16 protein-coding genes are annotated in these 17,363 nt (G+C 39.0%); 10 read left to right on the top strand and 6 right to left on the bottom strand.

Annotation, left to right across the window (positions count from 1 at the left end):
- Positions 1 to 575 precede the first annotated feature (575 nt).
- Positions 576 to 776 carry a helix-turn-helix transcriptional regulator gene (locus ABJV04_RS20760; protein WP_348493623.1) on the bottom strand — a complete coding sequence of 67 codons (201 nt, stop codon included), beginning with the start codon at positions 774 to 776 and terminating at the stop codon, positions 576 to 578.
- A 154-nt stretch (positions 777 to 930) separates the two neighbouring features.
- Here ABJV04_RS20760 and ABJV04_RS20755 point away from each other — a divergent pair, with 154 nt between their 5' ends.
- The 6 genes from ABJV04_RS20755 (at position 931) to ABJV04_RS20730 (ending at position 5,154) form a co-directional block, all read left to right on the top strand.
- Positions 931 to 1,173 (top strand): hypothetical protein, encoded by a 243-nt coding sequence (locus ABJV04_RS20755; RefSeq protein ID WP_348493622.1) that lies wholly within the window; start codon positions 931 to 933, stop codon positions 1,171 to 1,173.
- Positions 1,166 to 2,344 (top strand): site-specific integrase, encoded by a 1,179-nt coding sequence (locus ABJV04_RS20750; protein WP_348493620.1) that lies wholly within the window; start codon positions 1,166 to 1,168, stop codon positions 2,342 to 2,344. Before ABJV04_RS20755 ends, ABJV04_RS20750 begins: the two co-directional genes overlap by 8 nt.
- Positions 2,337 to 3,239 (top strand): hypothetical protein, encoded by a 903-nt coding sequence (locus ABJV04_RS20745; protein WP_348493618.1) that lies wholly within the window; start codon positions 2,337 to 2,339, stop codon positions 3,237 to 3,239. Before ABJV04_RS20750 ends, ABJV04_RS20745 begins: the two co-directional genes overlap by 8 nt.
- Before the next feature lie 63 nt (positions 3,240 to 3,302).
- A complete protein-coding gene (locus ABJV04_RS20740; RefSeq protein ID WP_348493617.1) occupies positions 3,303 to 3,851 on the top strand; it encodes a DNA-binding protein in 549 nt (182 codons plus the stop codon).
- A 36-nt stretch (positions 3,852 to 3,887) separates the two neighbouring features.
- Complete coding sequence (locus ABJV04_RS20735) at positions 3,888 to 4,694, top strand: HD domain-containing protein (protein WP_348493615.1); 807 nt, start codon at positions 3,888 to 3,890, stop codon at positions 4,692 to 4,694.
- Between the two features lie 121 nt (positions 4,695 to 4,815).
- Positions 4,816 to 5,154, top strand: coding sequence for a hypothetical protein (locus ABJV04_RS20730; RefSeq protein WP_348493613.1), 339 nt, complete (start codon positions 4,816 to 4,818; stop codon positions 5,152 to 5,154).
- 319 nt (positions 5,155 to 5,473) lie between these two features.
- Here the strand turns inward: ABJV04_RS20730 and ABJV04_RS20725 are convergent, their stop codons facing one another.
- The gene (locus ABJV04_RS20725) at positions 5,474 to 6,100 is read right to left on the bottom strand and encodes a hypothetical protein (protein ID WP_348493611.1); all 627 of its coding nucleotides are present in this window, start codon (positions 6,098 to 6,100) and stop codon (positions 5,474 to 5,476) included.
- Between the two features lie 901 nt (positions 6,101 to 7,001).
- Between ABJV04_RS20725 and ABJV04_RS20720 the strand changes: the two genes are divergently transcribed.
- The 3 genes from ABJV04_RS20720 (at position 7,002) to ABJV04_RS20710 (ending at position 12,370) form a co-directional block, all read left to right on the top strand.
- Positions 7,002 to 7,526 (top strand): hypothetical protein, encoded by a 525-nt coding sequence (locus ABJV04_RS20720; RefSeq protein WP_348493609.1) that lies wholly within the window; start codon positions 7,002 to 7,004, stop codon positions 7,524 to 7,526.
- A 67-nt stretch (positions 7,527 to 7,593) separates the two neighbouring features.
- Positions 7,594 to 9,993 carry an FKBP-type peptidyl-prolyl cis-trans isomerase gene (locus tag ABJV04_RS20715; RefSeq protein ID WP_348493607.1) on the top strand — a complete coding sequence of 800 codons (2,400 nt, stop codon included), beginning with the start codon at positions 7,594 to 7,596 and terminating at the stop codon, positions 9,991 to 9,993.
- Between the two features lie 199 nt (positions 9,994 to 10,192).
- Positions 10,193 to 12,370 carry an exonuclease domain-containing protein gene (locus tag ABJV04_RS20710; RefSeq protein ID WP_348493605.1) on the top strand — a complete coding sequence of 726 codons (2,178 nt, stop codon included), beginning with the start codon at positions 10,193 to 10,195 and terminating at the stop codon, positions 12,368 to 12,370.
- 102 nt (positions 12,371 to 12,472) lie between these two features.
- On the opposite strand, the gene ABJV04_RS20705 is transcribed toward ABJV04_RS20710, so the two are convergent.
- From ABJV04_RS20705 to ABJV04_RS20695, 3 genes are all read right to left on the bottom strand, one after another.
- Positions 12,473 to 13,738 (bottom strand): Y-family DNA polymerase, encoded by a 1,266-nt coding sequence (locus tag ABJV04_RS20705; RefSeq protein WP_348493604.1) that lies wholly within the window; start codon positions 13,736 to 13,738, stop codon positions 12,473 to 12,475.
- Positions 13,738 to 14,142: a translesion error-prone DNA polymerase V autoproteolytic subunit gene (gene umuD / locus ABJV04_RS20700; RefSeq protein WP_348493602.1), complete on the bottom strand. Its 405-nt coding sequence runs from the start codon at positions 14,140 to 14,142 to the stop codon at positions 13,738 to 13,740. The genes ABJV04_RS20705 and umuD overlap by 1 nt, the downstream gene beginning before the upstream one ends.
- A gap of 71 nt (positions 14,143 to 14,213) precedes the next feature.
- Positions 14,214 to 14,405 (bottom strand): hypothetical protein, encoded by a 192-nt coding sequence (locus ABJV04_RS20695; RefSeq protein WP_348493600.1) that lies wholly within the window; start codon positions 14,403 to 14,405, stop codon positions 14,214 to 14,216.
- 492 nt (positions 14,406 to 14,897) lie between these two features.
- Here ABJV04_RS20695 and ABJV04_RS20690 point away from each other — a divergent pair, with 492 nt between their 5' ends.
- The gene (locus tag ABJV04_RS20690) at positions 14,898 to 15,275 is read left to right on the top strand and encodes a response regulator (RefSeq protein WP_348493598.1); all 378 of its coding nucleotides are present in this window, start codon (positions 14,898 to 14,900) and stop codon (positions 15,273 to 15,275) included.
- A 190-nt stretch (positions 15,276 to 15,465) separates the two neighbouring features.
- Here ABJV04_RS20690 and ABJV04_RS20685 read toward each other — a convergent pair.
- On the bottom strand, positions 15,466 to 17,363 hold a 1,898-nt coding region (locus ABJV04_RS20685), incomplete at its 5' end, for a hypothetical protein (protein ID WP_348493596.1).

Genomic DNA, 17,363 nt, shown 5'->3' with positions numbered 1-17,363 from the left:
GTCATTCTTATTGTTTCGCTGATGGTTTACCACTTTATGAAACAGCTATAACAAGTTCAGGTTTACCTGGTGCTATAAAAATAGGTGTTCATCTTTAGAATGACTTATAAAAAACTCTATGAGGTAGAAAACAATAGCGCGCTTTTATTGATAGAGTGAGCTGCTTCTATATTAGTAGTTTCCTGCATTTGTTTTTTCAATATTGCAATAAGCTGCTAACTCTTGATTATCGCCTGAATCCGTTGCTTTTTTGAAATAATTCTAGCCTCTGTTTATTAGGTAATGAGGCGAACCTTAACTATTAGATTATTGCTCAAAGAAATCCAGACATTTTAACCATAGTTGCAAAAGCCAAAATAGCTCCCTCACAAATTGGCTATGTTTATTTTCGTCTCATAGCTACACTTGCTTTAGTGTTTTCATTCTAGTCAGTTTGAAAAGTCGTAAATAACATCAGAAAAGCACAACTTTGATCCCTTTAGCACACCATTAAACTGCATCATAGCGGTTAAAAGTGTCTAGCATAATCTTGGAACTCCACTGTTCTTTAAGTGAATTAGCCATAATTATTATATCTATCTAGATTTTTCCAACAAATCACCCACTTCACATTCAAATAACTCACAAAGCTTATCAATCGCTTCTAGATCTATGCGTTGTGCGGTTTCTTTATATAGCAAAGTAACCGTATTCCGGTTCAAGCCTGTTTCTCTGGCTACGTCCATGATCTTCATTTTTCTTTCGCCCATCAATCGCGCAAGATGACACTTAACCATACTTAATAACCCTTAAGATGAATTAATGTCATTTTAAATGGCAAAAAGGCATTGACAATTACATTTTGTCATGCATAATGTCATCTAGAATGACAAATTGTATTTTTAGATAGCAACATGTCATTTGATTTTACACTGTCGTAAGGAGAAATCAATGAACAGTAATTCTAATTTGTACTTAACAACGTCTGAACTTTCAGCTCGCATAAAATATGACACTCGCACTATCCGTGAGCGATTGAAGGATTCGGTTTTAATCGAGGGTGTACATTACATCCGCCCTTTTGGTGGTCGTAAAATCCTCTATGTCTGGGAAGCTATCCAAAAGGATATGTGCAAGTTCTCACAAAGCGCAATGGCGATTCCAATGACCAGCGGAGGTCTTAGTCATGGCTAGTATTAATGTGAGAAAAGATACAGGTAAGATATTTCTAGATTTTAGATTCCGGAATATACGTTGTCGTGAGCAAACTGAGTTGAAAGATACGCCAGCTAATCGAAAGCGAGCGCAAAATCTAATGGATAAGGTTCAGGCTGAAATTATGCTTGGTCAGTTTGACTATCGTACAACCTTTCCAAACAGCACCAACTTAAAAAAAGTTGAAGCCTGTGCAGATGCTATTGCTTCATCATCTGGCCAGATCCCTTCCATGGCTAATTTTGCGGCACTTTGGTTTAACGAAAATAAAGTGCAGTGGCGTAAGAGCTATACCACTTCTGTAACCAACGTTGTTGAGGGAAGAATAATTCCTTACTTCAATCAGATACCTGTTGATCAAATTACTAAGCAGCAAGTATTGGCATTTCGCGCTCATATTTGTCAATTGAAGAAGAGAAATGGTGAGGCGTTTTCGCCTTCGCATATAAATCGGCATATGAAGCTCCTTCGCGCCATATTGCACGAGGCGGCAGACCGTTTTGCCTTCACGTCGTCTTACCGGGGTGTAAAGCCGCTCAAGGTACCCAAGTCTGACATAAAGCCTTTCACGCCTGTCGAAATCAATTTGATCCTAGATAACTGCCGTGAAGATTTTCGCGAATACTTTTTAATTCGGTTTTTCACCGGTATGAGAACCGGTGAAATTGATGGGTTGAAATGGAAATATGTAGATTTTGCAAATCGTCGAATTCACATTCGAGAAACCATAGTAGATGGCGAAGTCAGCTACACCAAGAACGACTTTAGTCAGCGCGAAATTCATATGAGTGAGCCAGTCTTTCAAGCGTTTTTAGCGATGAAGCAACGCACCTTTGAGTTTGACTACGTATTTGTGAACGGCGAAGGAAACCCACTAGAGCACAATGCAGTAACAAAGCGAGTTTGGTATCCCTTGTTGAATTCATTGCAGTTACCAAAGCGAAACCCCTACCAGATGCGCCACACGGCAGCAACGCTGTGGTTAGCCTCTGGTGAAAGCCCTGAATGGATAGCAAACCAGATGGGTCATGCAAATACAGAAATGTTATTTCGTGTTTACTCACGCTATGTGCCAAACCTAACACGCCAAGATGGGTCTGCGGCAGACAGAATGTTTTCTAATGTGATGGGAGTAGTGGCCAATGCTTAAATCAATTCAACCATCGTTGTCAAAAATAAAAGAACTTAAACGTTTTAAAGGTAGATATTTTCTAGTGGGTTGTTTACAGAAGCACTCAAAAAAGGGCGAGCCTATTTGGGAAATATGTTTATCAGACAGCACTGCTACAGTAAAAGTTTACTGTTTTGACCAAAGGCACTTTTTTTCTTCGTTTAAAGCCAACTCACTTGTGCATATTGAGGTATGCGCTAAATCATATAAAGGCAAAACGTATCTGCGGTGTGTGTATTTAGAGGAGGTCGCTCAAGACAAACTAATAAACAAATTAGATATTACCTCACTGCCAATCAGTTTGTGTCCATATCCGTCACAACTTACAGAGGTTGTTGCTTTGTTTCATTCCATAAAAAACAGCCATTTGAAGCAGGTTGTTTCACAAACGCTTTTACAGCGTGATGTAGGGACTAAATACGTAAATTGCCCCACACGAGTAAAGGTTAAACACAGCGTGACTAACTGCTTGTTGTCCCAGGCTCTACTAATAGCCAACAAGTTTTTAAGTAATAAAAGTTTGTCTGCAGAGCAAAGAGATTTGGCTATCGCGTTTTCGATTTTGCATGAGGTTGGCAAGATAAAAAAATACACCTCTGATTCAACGCTTTCTGCTATTGGGATAAGAGCTGATATTGAAGACTTGACGTTGGATATTTGCGCTACGCCTTTAGCCGGGCTCACAAATACATCACCTCAATTGCACTATCAACTTCGCTTCTTGTTGAGCTTTGGTTTTGTAAGCAAACGCGGCAGTTTTAACGTGGACAGTTTTTACTCTTGCCTAGACCATTTGTCTGCATCTTGGCGCAAAAAACAGATTCAAGCCGGTAGCGCTAAAACCAACCAATCAATGGCGGTTGCATCTATTTAATAGAAACGCTGTTTCTTAAATTTAAATAACGCAACTAATTAAATTAATTAAAGGAATTAAACTATGGCTAGGCACCCAGAAGTGAAAGAAAAAGAAATCATTGAAGCCGCTTTAGAGCTTGAAAAAAGCGGCAAAACACCTAACCCAGGTGCTATTCGAGCAACACTGGGATACAGAGGTGGATTGGTTAGGATCCGAGATATTTGGAACGCATATGCAGCTAAACGAACAGGTAGTTTTGGGGAAATTAACGATCACGAACTATCACTTGAAGATTTACCGTCTGATATCGCTGAAGCAGCAAGCCAAATGATTTGCCAACAACAGGATCAACTTGAAATTCTGGTCATTAGCGCATTTAGGCGTTGTCAAAAACTGTATGAAAGACGTGCAGATGATTTGAATAAACAGCACGAAGAATCGCTTCAATATTACAAAGACTATGAGCTTAGTGCTGACCAGTCCATCAAATTGATTGAATCTGAGATGCGTGAGCTACAAACCGAATTAAAAGCACTCGCAAAACAAAATGCTGATTTGCTCATCGAAAACTCAAAACTCACTGGCAAAGTCGCAGCATACGAAGCGGCATTTCCTCAAACACAAAAGTAACCGAAAGGTTGTCACCATTAAACAAAAGGACGCAGTATGAGCCTAATTCTTAACAAAGCTAAAACACTTGCCATGCAAGCCCATCAAAACCAAACACGAAAGTTTGACAACTCACCTTATGTCAATCATCTCAACGAGGTAAGAGCAATTCTTGAGTACTTTAACTTTAGCGACGTTAAAGTTCTGTGTGCTGCATTACTGCATGATGTGATAGAAGACACCAGTGTAACCAGCATCGAAATTGAAAAGACGCTTGGAGTAGAGGTTAGGTCTATGGTTGAACAACTTACAGACGATAAATCTTTATCGCTAAAGGGACGTCGCCAAACAGCTATTAACAAATTGATAGACCAACAAGCTACCATCCATGCCATTAAACTCGCTGACCTCATCAGTAACTTAAGCGCACTGCCAGCGTCTTGGAAAATGGATAAGCGAAAAGACTATTTTAGCTGGTGCGAAAATCTAATCGGCGCTTGCAATAAAGCACCAGTTGGCATGATTAGGCTTGCGGAATATCTGCTGTGGAATCAATCGGGAAAATCTGACGACTTTGATGTTTTAAAAAGATGGGTGAAAAATAACAACCTATATTGGAGCGAAGAAAAGCAGGCATTACTGTTTGTTGGCTTTACTGAAATAGGAGAGGTAGAAGCGCATATAATGCTAGATGAGGCGGGAGTCATCAACACGCTATTCAGTTTAGGGTTATTGCGTGGCTTTTTCGCAGATTCAGCAACGCTTACTCAGCATTTAGTCGTCAATACATTGCCCAAATCTGCGGTACCCAGATTTGAGCAATACTATTTAAACTGTTGCAGAGTGAACATTAAAAGCAGCTGAGCTAAGCGTAGCCTTCGGCTTTCTTATTCAAATTAAGTGATGAAAGAGTGAATGCAGTGACTCTATTAACGTTTCACTGCATTTTTTTGCTGAATTAAAAATAAAACACAGGATCAAGCAATTGAACAAACAATCAAAAAAGGTAGTTCTTAACTCAGTTTTAAAGCTGTTAGATAAGTGGAGTTTGACCGCAACAGAAAAGCAAAACGTTCTAGGGTTTGAGTTGAATAATATACCTAAAACACTATCCCCAGAGCAGGAGCTACGTTTGTCTGTTTTGTTAGATATGCATGGGGATCTTAGACAGCTATTTACCAATCCAGCGAACCTATACGGTTATATGACAATGAAAAATCACAATGCTCCTTTTAATGGCGGTCGACCGATTGATTTAGCGTGTAAAAGTTTGCAAGGACTTAACTCTGTACATAACGCTATTAAATCAATTATCACTTTATAAGGCAGTCATAGAATTGAGTCACTGCAGTATTGAACAAGCACATATAAGCCGAGCTTATAGAGTTTATTTGCTAATTGAAGCGGCATAATATTCATGCCTAGAAAAGGTAAGAATCGGCCTAAAGCGGAAGTTAGAGAATTCGAAAATTCACTCTATATTGAGCGTGAAATCATCATGGGAATATTCAAACTCGAATGGCAACTGTGAGCGATGACTTCCTTTGTTGACTAGACCCTTATGTCAACTTTAGGCCGGTAATCGCTTTCAAACGTTTTACGAATTTGTTAAACACTTCTGTTATTGCTAAACTTTATTAGTGTTAAGGAAGTTTTCTAACGTCGTATTTTGCTTTGTACCATTCGTGAACTACAAAGGTTTTTGCCGTTTCACAATTACTGACATAATCGCGCCACGCTCCATTAGAGTCATTCGCATCTGTTGAAAGACACCAGCCCCTACCGCCGTCTTTGCCAAACGATTTTGTACCAAAACTACGCGGACCTATTAGCTTAAATTCATCAATGAAAAAAGCATTGTCGCCGCTGGTTGTAATCTCAAACTTATTGAAAAACAACCTCTTTTCCTGAATTTCAAAAATATCATCATTATCAAACGCGCCACAAGAATCAATGCGCGACTTTGAAGCCGACGCCACTATTTCTTTGCCACGAAAAAAGTTTACAGTAATACGATCGCTTGTGTCAGCGTTAGAAACACTACCATGGTGACAATCAATTTTAAGCTCAAACTTAGCACCAGTTCTGAATTTTTCTATCTGACTTTCCATCGCTCTTTCTTTACGGCGACGCTCTTGATACTTTCTTTTGTCATTAGCGCGTTCTTCACGCGTTTTAACCTGTGCTTCTGCAGGCTGAAAATTAACTATTATGCTGCTACTCAGGCCGGCAAAAATTGCAACTGTTAACAAATACTTGAGTATGTTCATGTTTACCTGTTTTCGGTAAATGTGGTAATTACTTCTATGAGTATAAGGAGAATTAAAGCTATTTACTATCCCTCGTAACAGCTGTACTTTTTGATAAGATTTGTTTAAATGTTCGGTTGGGGATGTTTTGCATGGCATGTGAGTCATCAAATTCTTGCGTAGATAGGCCATTGTTAGAGAAAATTGTTGTCTGACATGTCAAAAACCCAACCATGAAGTATGTTATTTCTTAGTATTGTTTGTTGACTTGAACTATCGGGGTCGGAACAAAGTTAAATTATTCGTGATGCAATTGGTAATAGTTTAATCGTACTAATGCCAGCAAATTTGTCTTAAGCGTTAGGAAAGAAAAGGTCCGCTTTTGGTCGATTGTTCCCTTTTAAAACTAGAGCCTAATGACGGCTTTAGGCCGATTTAAGGCGTTTCTTGACGAGAATCTCCGGTAGGTTTTGTTCGCGTTGTTATCGTTAGCTTCGACAAACTTGTTATGTCTGCTTTGTCGGATCTCCGGTCATAAAAGTCTTGGAACCAAAGGTCCGCATTTCTCTCGTTGTTTTCTAAAAAGAAAAGACAAATATCGGCCTATGGTGGAAATTAGAGGGGTCGATTAACTAAACGATTTTGAATGAAATCTCTCGTCCTATTTCCCCTCTTGGTTAGCGGTTAAAACACATGGTGGATGCGGTAAAAATCGCGTATGGGTTGCCTTATAAGGTCAGCGCGCGCCACCTAAGGTTTCAATCACTGACTCTGTCATTGAATTTGCAATTGGTCAGAATATTGACTATGAGTAATGTTATGGAATCTTACACAACTATCAGTTGATTGAGTGCGGCGCCTGTTTAAGGGAAGAGTAATATCAGTTGCTAAGTCATGTTTACAATGGAAGGAGGACGCTCAATTGGATGCGAATCTAATCAATCAAATTTTGTGTCAGAACAATGAGCTGGAAAGCTATGAGACAAGAGAACAATTTAATTCTCACTTATTAGAGCAGTATAAACTTTATTTAAACTCCGCAGAAAATATTAGCAATCGGCGACAGACTGCCAATGCCTTTTTTGTAACCCTCAACACTGTAATTATTTCTTTGGTCAGCTATCTAAATTTAGGAACTACGCAAAATTCGGCGCTTTACTGGATTGTGGCTATTGCTGGGATAGTTATTTCCTACATGTGGTATCGCCTTATTGTCTCGTATCGGGATTTAAACACCGCAAAATTTAAAGTCGTCCATGAAATTGAAAAAATGCTTCCGCTTAGGCCTTACGATGCCGAATGGCAAGCAGTAGGACGTGGCGAAAAGCCGGCGCTATATTTACCCTTTACGCATATCGAAGTTTTTATACCCTGGGTGTTTTTATTCCTACACCTGATCGTTTTGAGCATCACTGTACTTCCAAAAATTCTTAATTTAATCGGTTAAAAACAAAACGGTAACAGTGATTTCATTTTAAGCATACTGACCCACAATACAAAAATGGATAGATAGCATGGACTCTGACTTTAGCTCCTTAATAATGGACTTTGCGATTAAATGGCTACCACCTCTACTTGCGTACCTAATGCTTCGCGCAATTGCAGTTCGTGCAACTTTATATTACATGATGAAAAAAGCTCGCACAGCGATAGATCCACCCGCTGAATTCGAGCATGGAGTCCCACAAATTGTTTCACTCAATAGTTCTTCTTACGATTGCAACTATGTCATAACGCCACAAGATCCGACTTCCTATGACATATGGCAAAGAGCGCTTAATGTAGGCAAAGCTAGTTGGTGGCGTTTCGCTAAAGCATTGACAATATTTGTATTGGCGTTAGCGGCGCTTGTTTTTTACCAATTACATCTAAAATCTACGGCTCAAGTCACAACTGTGAATACAAGCTTTGCAGATTCCCTTCTAATTATTTTGTATTGCTATATGGCTGCTCTGTTACTTACGCAGGCCAACAAAACACTTTTAGGTTATCTCTCGTTAGTTAGCGCTTTACTCTGGCTAGTCTTTTTCACCATAGTAACCTTAATTGTTTCGTTATTTCTTTCGGTTCCACTTTGGCTTGTTGCACTGCCTGGCATGCTTGCTATCTGTTATTTCATTTTTTCGTTTACCCGTTGTCAAAGAACTAGCAAAAAATACCGCAATAATCGATTGTTGATATTACGTATATTTGATGCCGATAACAGTACCGCGTTTACGTTTGGTGACATAAGCCACGCTTGGCGATTTATTGGCTCGACCATTACCGTTGCAGATCCTTCTTACTTACGTTTTCGATACTCGCTATCTTATCCGCGCAACAAATTGCGATTTTTACGTTTTGCCTTTTTTATGACCCTACTATTGGGCGGCATAAATTTAGTCTTTGATTATCTTGATAATAACGGTTTGATCGCAGGCGGCTCAACTTTTCCACTAGCCCAACAGAGAGAAGATTTACTGAGTATTGCTGCCTGGCTATTAGTACTAGTTATTGCCATCGTACCAATGGTGCTGACCTTCAAGCGCCGCTTTATCGCTTCAATGAGCGATTTGGTAAAATACTTAACTAACGTAAGAAAGGATAAACCCAGCACCGACGGCGTCTTTCAAGATATCGCGTTTTATTGTCATAGCAATGCATGGAAGCCTGCAATTCATCGTTTAATAGATACTAGCAATGTTGTGTTAATGGACTTGCGAGGATTAACTGCGGAAAAATCAGGCAGCTTGTATGAATTAGACTTAATCATCCATACAACCTCGCTACAACAAGTTGTTTTCTTAGTTAATGATGACGCGGAACATCAACGACTAACTGCCCTTATTAAGCAAGCTCTGGTCAATGCCAACACTGACTCCCCTAACCGCAATGCAATGCCCATTGATCTCAATATATACCAACCCGGCAGCTATGAGCCTAGAGATACCGATAAACTCCTTGCGATGCTAGCCGCCGCAACCGGAGAGCAGATGGCTAATCGTTTTAGTCATACCATTGAGCAGCTTTCTCAGTGGCAGAAATTCAAGATCCTAATTGGAAAACCTGCGAAAATTTGGCGAAGGTTGCGTGAACGAATGGATATGACCTTTTCACGTCCTCCTCTGGCGTATGTCACCATACCGGTTCTATTAATATTGGTCATTGGCCTCTTTTTGTTAAGACTCAATCCTGTAATGAACGAAACTGATAATCAGCAATCGGTAGCTGAGCAAACTCTGCCAAACGAGTCAAAAAGCGGTGATATTTTTGGCGAAACAATGAATAAAGAGCCTAAATTAGAATCCGACCTACCACAATATGCTTATGCTTTGGGGGCGACTATGGGTGGTTACGCAAGCAAAGAATTCGATAACCTAATCGAATTAGATTTGGCAATTGATAAAGCACAGATTTTACAGGGTTTTACTGATACCTTGTACGGCGAAACTCGATATAACGAAGAGCAAATACGAACGATTATTTCTTCCTTAAATAAAGTTTCGCGAGAACGCAAGGCACAGGCAGATAGCATCAAAGCCAAACAAAACATCCGAGCCGGTCAAGCTTGGTTAGCTGAGAATAAAAAAAGAGTTGGCGTTGTAACCACCAAATCAGGCCTTCAATATGAAGTTTTAACGCTTTCTGAAGGTCAAAAGGCGAGTGCGACAGACACCGTTAAAGTTCACTATCGAGGTCAATTACTGGATGGCACTGAGTTCGACTCCTCGTATTCGCGCGGTCAAGCCGCAACCTTGCCATTGAATCGCGTGATAGCAGGTTGGACTGAAGGCATTCAATTGATGCCAGTTGGCTCAACCTATAAGTTTTATATTCCATCAGAATTAGCCTATGGCGAACGAGCGACTGGAATGATAACAGCAAACTCTACACTGATTTTCGAGGTCGAGTTATTGGAAATTGTTGGAAAATAAGTGGCTACACATTGAATGGTATATGTTCTCCAACACTTTGCTTTCCATTGAATCCAACTTTCCAGATTCATCTGGGGATGAATGACCAAACTGGCTAAGCACTTAACTCGTTGGCAATAAGAAAAGCACTCCATCAGTATTTTACAACTGTATAAACTACTGTATATAATGTTTGTGTTATTGGTTAACTGGGCCCTCAATGCATAGCAAAAATAAGACGTTACCAGAGAAATATTACCTCGAGCATTTCAATGAGATTATTCATTTCCTCACTCATGAGTGTTTACATCTGTTAGATGAAGGTAATAAAAATTTTGTAAGGTCCTATCAAGAATTACCCCATGACACTCAGTGTATGTTTGTCAGGGTCGTCAATCGACAAAGTCGGTTTATTAAGCTGGATAAAATGATTTATCGAGAAATTGACGATTGCCCACGTCAATTGCAGAAATTGGCGGACAAAGGTTTTCTGGTTACGTTGCACCCAAACGACATTAAAGATTGGTTGCAGGAGCTAACTAAAGAGCAATTGATTGATCTGTTGACCCTTCACCATAGTGACCTTGTAAAAAAAAGCGCCAGCAAAATGAAGATACTCGAGCAAGTTAAGCAACTCTGCTCTGTAAATCAGTGCCTCACATCTGAGCTTGCTGATCAGTTTTTAGTTAAAGATTTTGATGCTAATTTAGCCTACCTTCTTTTTTTGTTTTTTGGCGATAGTACCAGTGGTTTAAGTAAGTTTTCCATGCGTGACCTAGGCGTGTTAAGAACACGAACCAAAGATACAAAGGCTAGTGCCAGATTTGAGAGCTTACAGCAGGCAAGGAGTGTTTTTTACTACAGCGTTAAAATAGAGAAGTTAAAACGAAATGAATTAGATTTTAAAGAATATGCGCTACAAAGCGAAGGCGTAGCCGCATACCCAGTAGCGCCAGATAATTGTCTTCAATCTGCAAAGCTTAGGGATAACTATTTTTATTTATTAGGCAAACAGTTGTTAGGCATACACCTTCCTTTAGCGCTGGAATATCTAAGCGCTTCTTCTTACCACAAGGCTCAGGAAAAATGGTTAAGAGAGCTTTATAAAATAGGGGAGAAAGTAAAAGTAAAAGCAGAGCTTGAACGAATCATTGATAACTCGTTAGATGATGCATTGTTGCTGTTCGCTGAAGATTTTTATCAACGCAAATACCACCAATCAAAAGTCAGCAAACTCACCCAAAAGTTACGAGAAGACAGTATTAATCTTGTTATAGATGAGTTGTATAAAGACCAAGTTGAAATAGGGGTGAAAGAATATTATCAGCGCCAAGGTGCAATTGTTTTTAGAACCGAAAATCGTTTATTTAATGCGTTATTTGGCCTGACATTTTGGCAAGAGTTATTTAACGCTCAAGCCGACTCAATAGCAACAGAGTTTGATAGAAGACCGAGAGTGGTGAAAGAAAATTCATTTTATCAAGAATTAGGCGAGGCCGTTGAGGAACGTTTATTGATATTTTCAACCCCACAAAGGGCAATCGTTTATCTAACAAAAATTGCCACTCAATATTACGGTCAACCTAATGGTATTTTTCGCTGGAACTCTAAAATAATTCAAATTCTCTCGCTATTTTTAAATACCGCACCATTAGACGCTGTCGTCATGCATTTACGGGCTATGGCAAAAAATTATCAGGGCTTAAAGGATGGTTACCCAGACTTAATGATTGTAGAGAACGGAAATTTACGATTTGAAGAGGTAAAAGCCCCCGGTGATTCTATACGGCCTAACCAGTTTGTTACCATTAACGCACTGCAAACAGCTGGTTTTGACGTTCAAATCTGTCGCGTTAACTGGATTGTAGATCCGATGCAGCCTTATGTTGTGGTTGATATTGAAACCACCGGCGGCAAACATCCTCAGCATCGAATTACTGAAATTGCCGCTGTAAAAGTAGTGAACGGTGAAGTAGTGGATACATGGACTAGCTTGGTCAATCCTGAACGTCATATTTCGAAATTTATCACTAAACTAACCGGCATAAATAACAGCATGGTTAAGGGCGCACCACTTTTTTGCGAGGTTGCTGATACGTTTACTAAATTTATTCAGGGCTGTATTTTTGTGGCTCATAACGTCAATTTTGATTATGGATTTATCAAACAAGAATATCAGCGAATAGATCGAAAGTTCAGCATGCCAAAATTATGCACAGTGAGGGAATCAAGAAAATATTTTCCTGGACTAAAATCTTATTCTCTCGCAAACCTTTGTCAGCATTTTGATATTCCCCTTATCAACCATCATCGCGCATTATGTGATGCACAAGCCACAGCGCACATATTGAATTTAGTGAATGAGTGTAAATATGAATATCCTCAAGCTGATACTTAAATCTGATCGGAACTTACCCCGATACATCCAGTATTAGACGTGTGGGAAAGGAACAATGTGGGTAACTTTAACAACAATCAAACCACAGCCTTCACACCATGTTTAGCAGATTATTTTAGGGATGTCGCCCCACCGAGTTGTATACTGAGGTGATAGAAATTCGCGACGCATTGCGAATTTATTATCAAACCCTTTTGCCGCTAAATGTAATGTTGAGCGACCGAACCTCGCATTAATACTGTCCATACAAGACATTAATTTAGTGTTATCGGTTGAGTGATTAAATAGGTCGTATTGAAAGAGGCTTTCTTTGTGAAAGTCCATCAAACCTACACCACACTTATAGTAACGCACACCTTTAACAAAAAGCTTCGGTATCGATTGTATTGCAGATGCAATGATATTTCGGGTGTCATTGGTGGGCACTGTAAACTGATGAAAATATGATTTGCTTACATACCCTTCGTTATCGTGAGGTGAGCTGGTAGCAAATACTGTCATTGCTTTCGTTAAACTCTTTTGTTTTCTAAGCTTTGCAGATACGATTTCTGCATGCGTTGCTAACGCAAATTGCAGTTGGTTGATATCAGTTATACGTTGCCCAAAACTTCTGGTGCTAAATATTTCCTTTTTAGCTGCTCTTACGTCATCCCAATTATGCCGCACTTCACCATTTAACTCTCGCACAGTGCTTTCAACCAAGATGGAAAAGTCTTTTCTTATTTTTGTAGGGTTTTGGCTAGCTAAGTCTAACGCAGTATTAATACCCATAAAATTTAGGCGCTTGCCTAATCGTCTGCCAATGCCCCATATATCAGTTACTGCCATTTGCGATAATACGTGTTTACGGGAGGCTTCAGTGTCTATAACCGCTACACCATTGAACCCATCTAGCTTTTTAGCGGCATGATTCGCAGCCTTAGCTAGAGTGGGGGTTTTACCCATACCTACGCCTATAGGAAGCCTTACTTCCCGCCAAACGGTTTTTCGTATAAGCCTTGCTAATTCGGACCATTCGGCTGAACTAGATGTATTGTTTTTACCGTAATGAAGAAAGCATTCATCTATAGAGTAAATGTGGATTTCTGGGGCAAATCTGCTACACGTATCCATCATACGCTGACTCAAATCGGCATATAATTCATAGTTACTAGAGCGAATAACAACGCCAGCTTTAGCAAGTTCATTTTTAACCTGAAAGTAGGGGACAAACTTTTTTCCAACACCTAGCTTTTTAGCAATACCACAGGCAGCACAAATACACCCGTCGTTATTAGTCAGCACGACAACAGGCTTTTTTCTTATAGATGGGTCAAAGACTTTCTCACAACTGGCATACATACCGTTGACGTCGCAAAGTGCATACATTAAAGGTGTTTCTTAAAAGGGCGATGTAACCTGATCGAGCGTGTCACCACGCCTTCAATTTGAAACTCATCACCTTCATTTAAAAAATAGGGGTGATAACCTGAATTAGATGACATCAAACACCGATTCACCTTATCTATTTTCTTACACACGAATACACCATTTAAATTGGCGACGACGACATCTTGGTCTTTAATGGATTGAGCACGGTCAACTATCAGTAAATCACCAGAAAAAATGCCATCACCTTTCATTGATTCCCCCTCAGCTAAACCTATATAAGTAGCTGAAGGATGGTCAATAAGAAGCTGGTCTAAATCTAGTTTAAGCTGCGTGTATTCTGCGGCGGGGGACTCAAATCCTACTATGCCAGCGTGTACTTTGATTGGGATAAATTTCAACATATAACTGTAATTATATACAGTTATATGTTGTGTTGGATACAATAAATTTAAGAATTTATTTTACTGCGCTTCTAAGTTTTTAGGTAAGGCTGGGGTTTTTGATTGATGCTACTTTGTTCGATGTACTCTATCGCTATATCTACACTACCGAACGTGTTTGCTATCATCTTTTTAGCATGCATTCTAGCTTCCTTTTCATGGGAGTTACTTGTCAGTTGTAGCCAAGTCTTAACTAGTACAATAGGAGGGATGGGTAATGGCATAGTATTCTTCCTTAAATACAAACGAATATAAAATCTAGTTTATGGTATTTATTCTGTCAAATAGTCCACCTGTATAGCTTGTTAAGTTAAAAATAGGTTCGCTTTTTTATTTCGAATAGTGAATTTATGAAAATCTAAACTCATATTCTAAAAGTTAGTTTCTAATGCCGTTAAATATCAAAATCTTAAACAAGTGCTATCCTTTATTAAAGGGACTTCTTAGTCGCAAAATAATAACTTTATTTTCATGGTGCAAGATAATGGTTTAGGTGTACCTATAAAACAGTAAGAGCAATTGTTTCAAATGTTCAAACATTTTCACCCTAGAACGGCTTTTGGCTCTGGGTTAGGTTATACCTGGTAAAAAAGCGTCGATGCGCATGGGGGAACATTTCGTATGAATACAGTGGAGGAGGGAGCATTTTTAAGCGAACTGTGCCCTTCACCAACCCAAAATTTACGTGAAACGAATGAAGACACGTAAGGAGTTATATGAAAAATCGGTCAATACTCATCGTTGAAGACAGTGAAGTAGGCCAATATATCGCTAAATATGTCATAAAAAAATATGATCCCGGATTAGATATATTGCAAGCCTATGACGGACAAGAAGCTCTTGAGTTACTATCAGAAATTCCTAAACAACCCATCATTATTTTGCTAGATATCAATATGCCTAGAATGAATGGTCATGAATTTTTGCAACAATATGAAACTAGTGAACTTAATAAAACTAACGTAATAATGCTAACATCTTCCTGTCTAGATAAGGATAAAGATAGGTGTTTGTGGCATAAGTGTGTTAAGAAATACTTAACAAAGCCCTTAGCAACTTCTGACTTAGAAACAATATTAACTATCCCTATTTGATCACCGAATGATACTGCCGAGTTTATTACTGAGAGGCTTTGTCGTAGAGAATATTAGCCTGTAATGGTAAGCACATTTTAGTAACCTTGATATGACGAAACAAGCCTCATGTGATCAACATTGCTCCTCGAGGAAGGGTATTGAAAATATACAATGGAATGTAATATTCACTCCACCCCCTTTTTAATTTTTAGTTGATTACTTTTAGGGCGATTTGATGGCCGTCTATCGCAACGCCGTCTTTCGTTCTGATGACGAGTATATTCTGATCTTTGCAAATGTGCGGATACACTAGCCATTGGATCTTCGCTCCCAAGTCTAATTTGCGTCCATCCTTAGTATAAAAAAACATTCTTCTTGTTGAGTCGTGAAACTCAATGTGGTCAAAGTCACATTCTAATTCTGGACCGTGGAATATATAATTGATGCCCTTTTCTACGTCGCAGTAGATGTCGAAATCAGCCGGGTCTTTAAATAAGCAATTTTGCTCATAACGTACTTTCAAGGGTATAATTTGCGAATTTACGCGCTGTTTATTAACCGTTTGGGTAAATTCAATATATTGGTCTTTTTTAAAGCAGTTTGAAAGTTGGCTAGTAATAGAAATACCTAGGTCGAAAGTGGCGCCCATATCATCGAAGAACAACAATCTAGCACCAGAAACCTGAAACTCCGCACGGCAGAATCTATGGTTAACTTCTGGACCGTAAAAGATATAGTTTTTATCGTTCTTGATATCGCAATACACGTCAAATTGCTCTACCGAGTCAAACAACACAGGGTGCTGAGCTAATTTCCCCGTTTCGTCTTTGACTTTTTCGTGGGCCACTACAATCTCCATCAATAATAGGTATATCTGGTGAAGAAGCTTTGAGTCGTTTAATTTTCGATAGCGTCTTAATTTTGTGATTGAGCGCATTAAACCTTCTAATCCACTTTTATACTGTTCAGATTGGCTATCAATATCCATGGCACTGGTGACGAGTTTGGCTACTTGGTGTTGGGAATATGCCCAGAAAGACATGACTAGCAGGGTTATAATAGACATGACTAATATCATTATTACACTGGATGGTTCGGCAGGAACAAACCAAAATAAACAAGCTAGTACTGAACAAGCTCTGGCAATCAATATTGCGTCTATCGCAGGTTTGTTGATTGGTTTGTCGTTAATAATGTATTTTTCCGAAACCTCACCTATTTGCTCTCCGCTTCTTTTTTTATCCAGCGTTTCGCTAAAATGGTCGATCCAAATTTGATTTTCCCGTTTGAAATCGTCTCCTCTACTGCAAAGTTTTTTAGCGATTTTTTGAGATGGGTAATCTTTGAACCACTCGACTTTTGCGCGGCGTAGAGCAAAGTTATCGGCCTCTAATTCATCAATTAACGTGGTCATTTTTGTGTGTTCTGAAATTAATTTAACGTACAAAAAAGTCAGAAAAATGCTGGCTAAAACCAATAACAAGGGAATAAAAATAGCGTCGCTTCTAAGTAATATGTAGATACCGAAGATTAGAGCAAAGTATACGTGTACGTAGGAACCTTGAAGGCCTTTTGAAAGCGCCATTTTGGAAAGGTGACCAATCTCATGCAGCAATTGAAATTTGCCAATACCATTCATTTTTTCATAGTCTGATGGTAAAAAAATCCAAGCGCCTACAATAGTAGGAAAGGTAATAACTTGCGTCGGTAGGATCCGTGTTTTTTCGTAAGTATCCCTCACCGTATATATTTTTAAGTTGTTAAACATTTGCTTTAAATAAAAATTTGATTTGTCAAAAACCTTCACACCTTCAAGTTCTAACTTTTTTATCAACCCATTCTTATCAACTAGCTTGTAGTTATAAGGCTTGTATCTGAGCATCATTGTGATTAGATCTGACACCCCACCTTTGACTGCACCGGAAGCACCTTCAGCAAAGGAAAAGGACCAGATAAAAAAAATAGCGGATACAAGTAACAATATTGAATAAAAGTTGAGTGTAGATGAGTAAAGACTGTAAAGTATTTCCAATACTAACGGTGTGAAGACCCAGATTTTTCTTGAAATCAATCTATATAAATATGTGAACATTACTTTCCCTGTTA

Origin of the sequence: Aliiglaciecola sp. (genome assembly GCF_039982535.1) — a bacterium.
Taxonomy (GTDB): domain Bacteria; phylum Pseudomonadota; class Gammaproteobacteria; order Enterobacterales; family Alteromonadaceae; genus Aliiglaciecola.
Note: the sequence above shows the minus strand (reverse complement) of the source record. Positions and strands in the feature narration are given on the sequence as shown.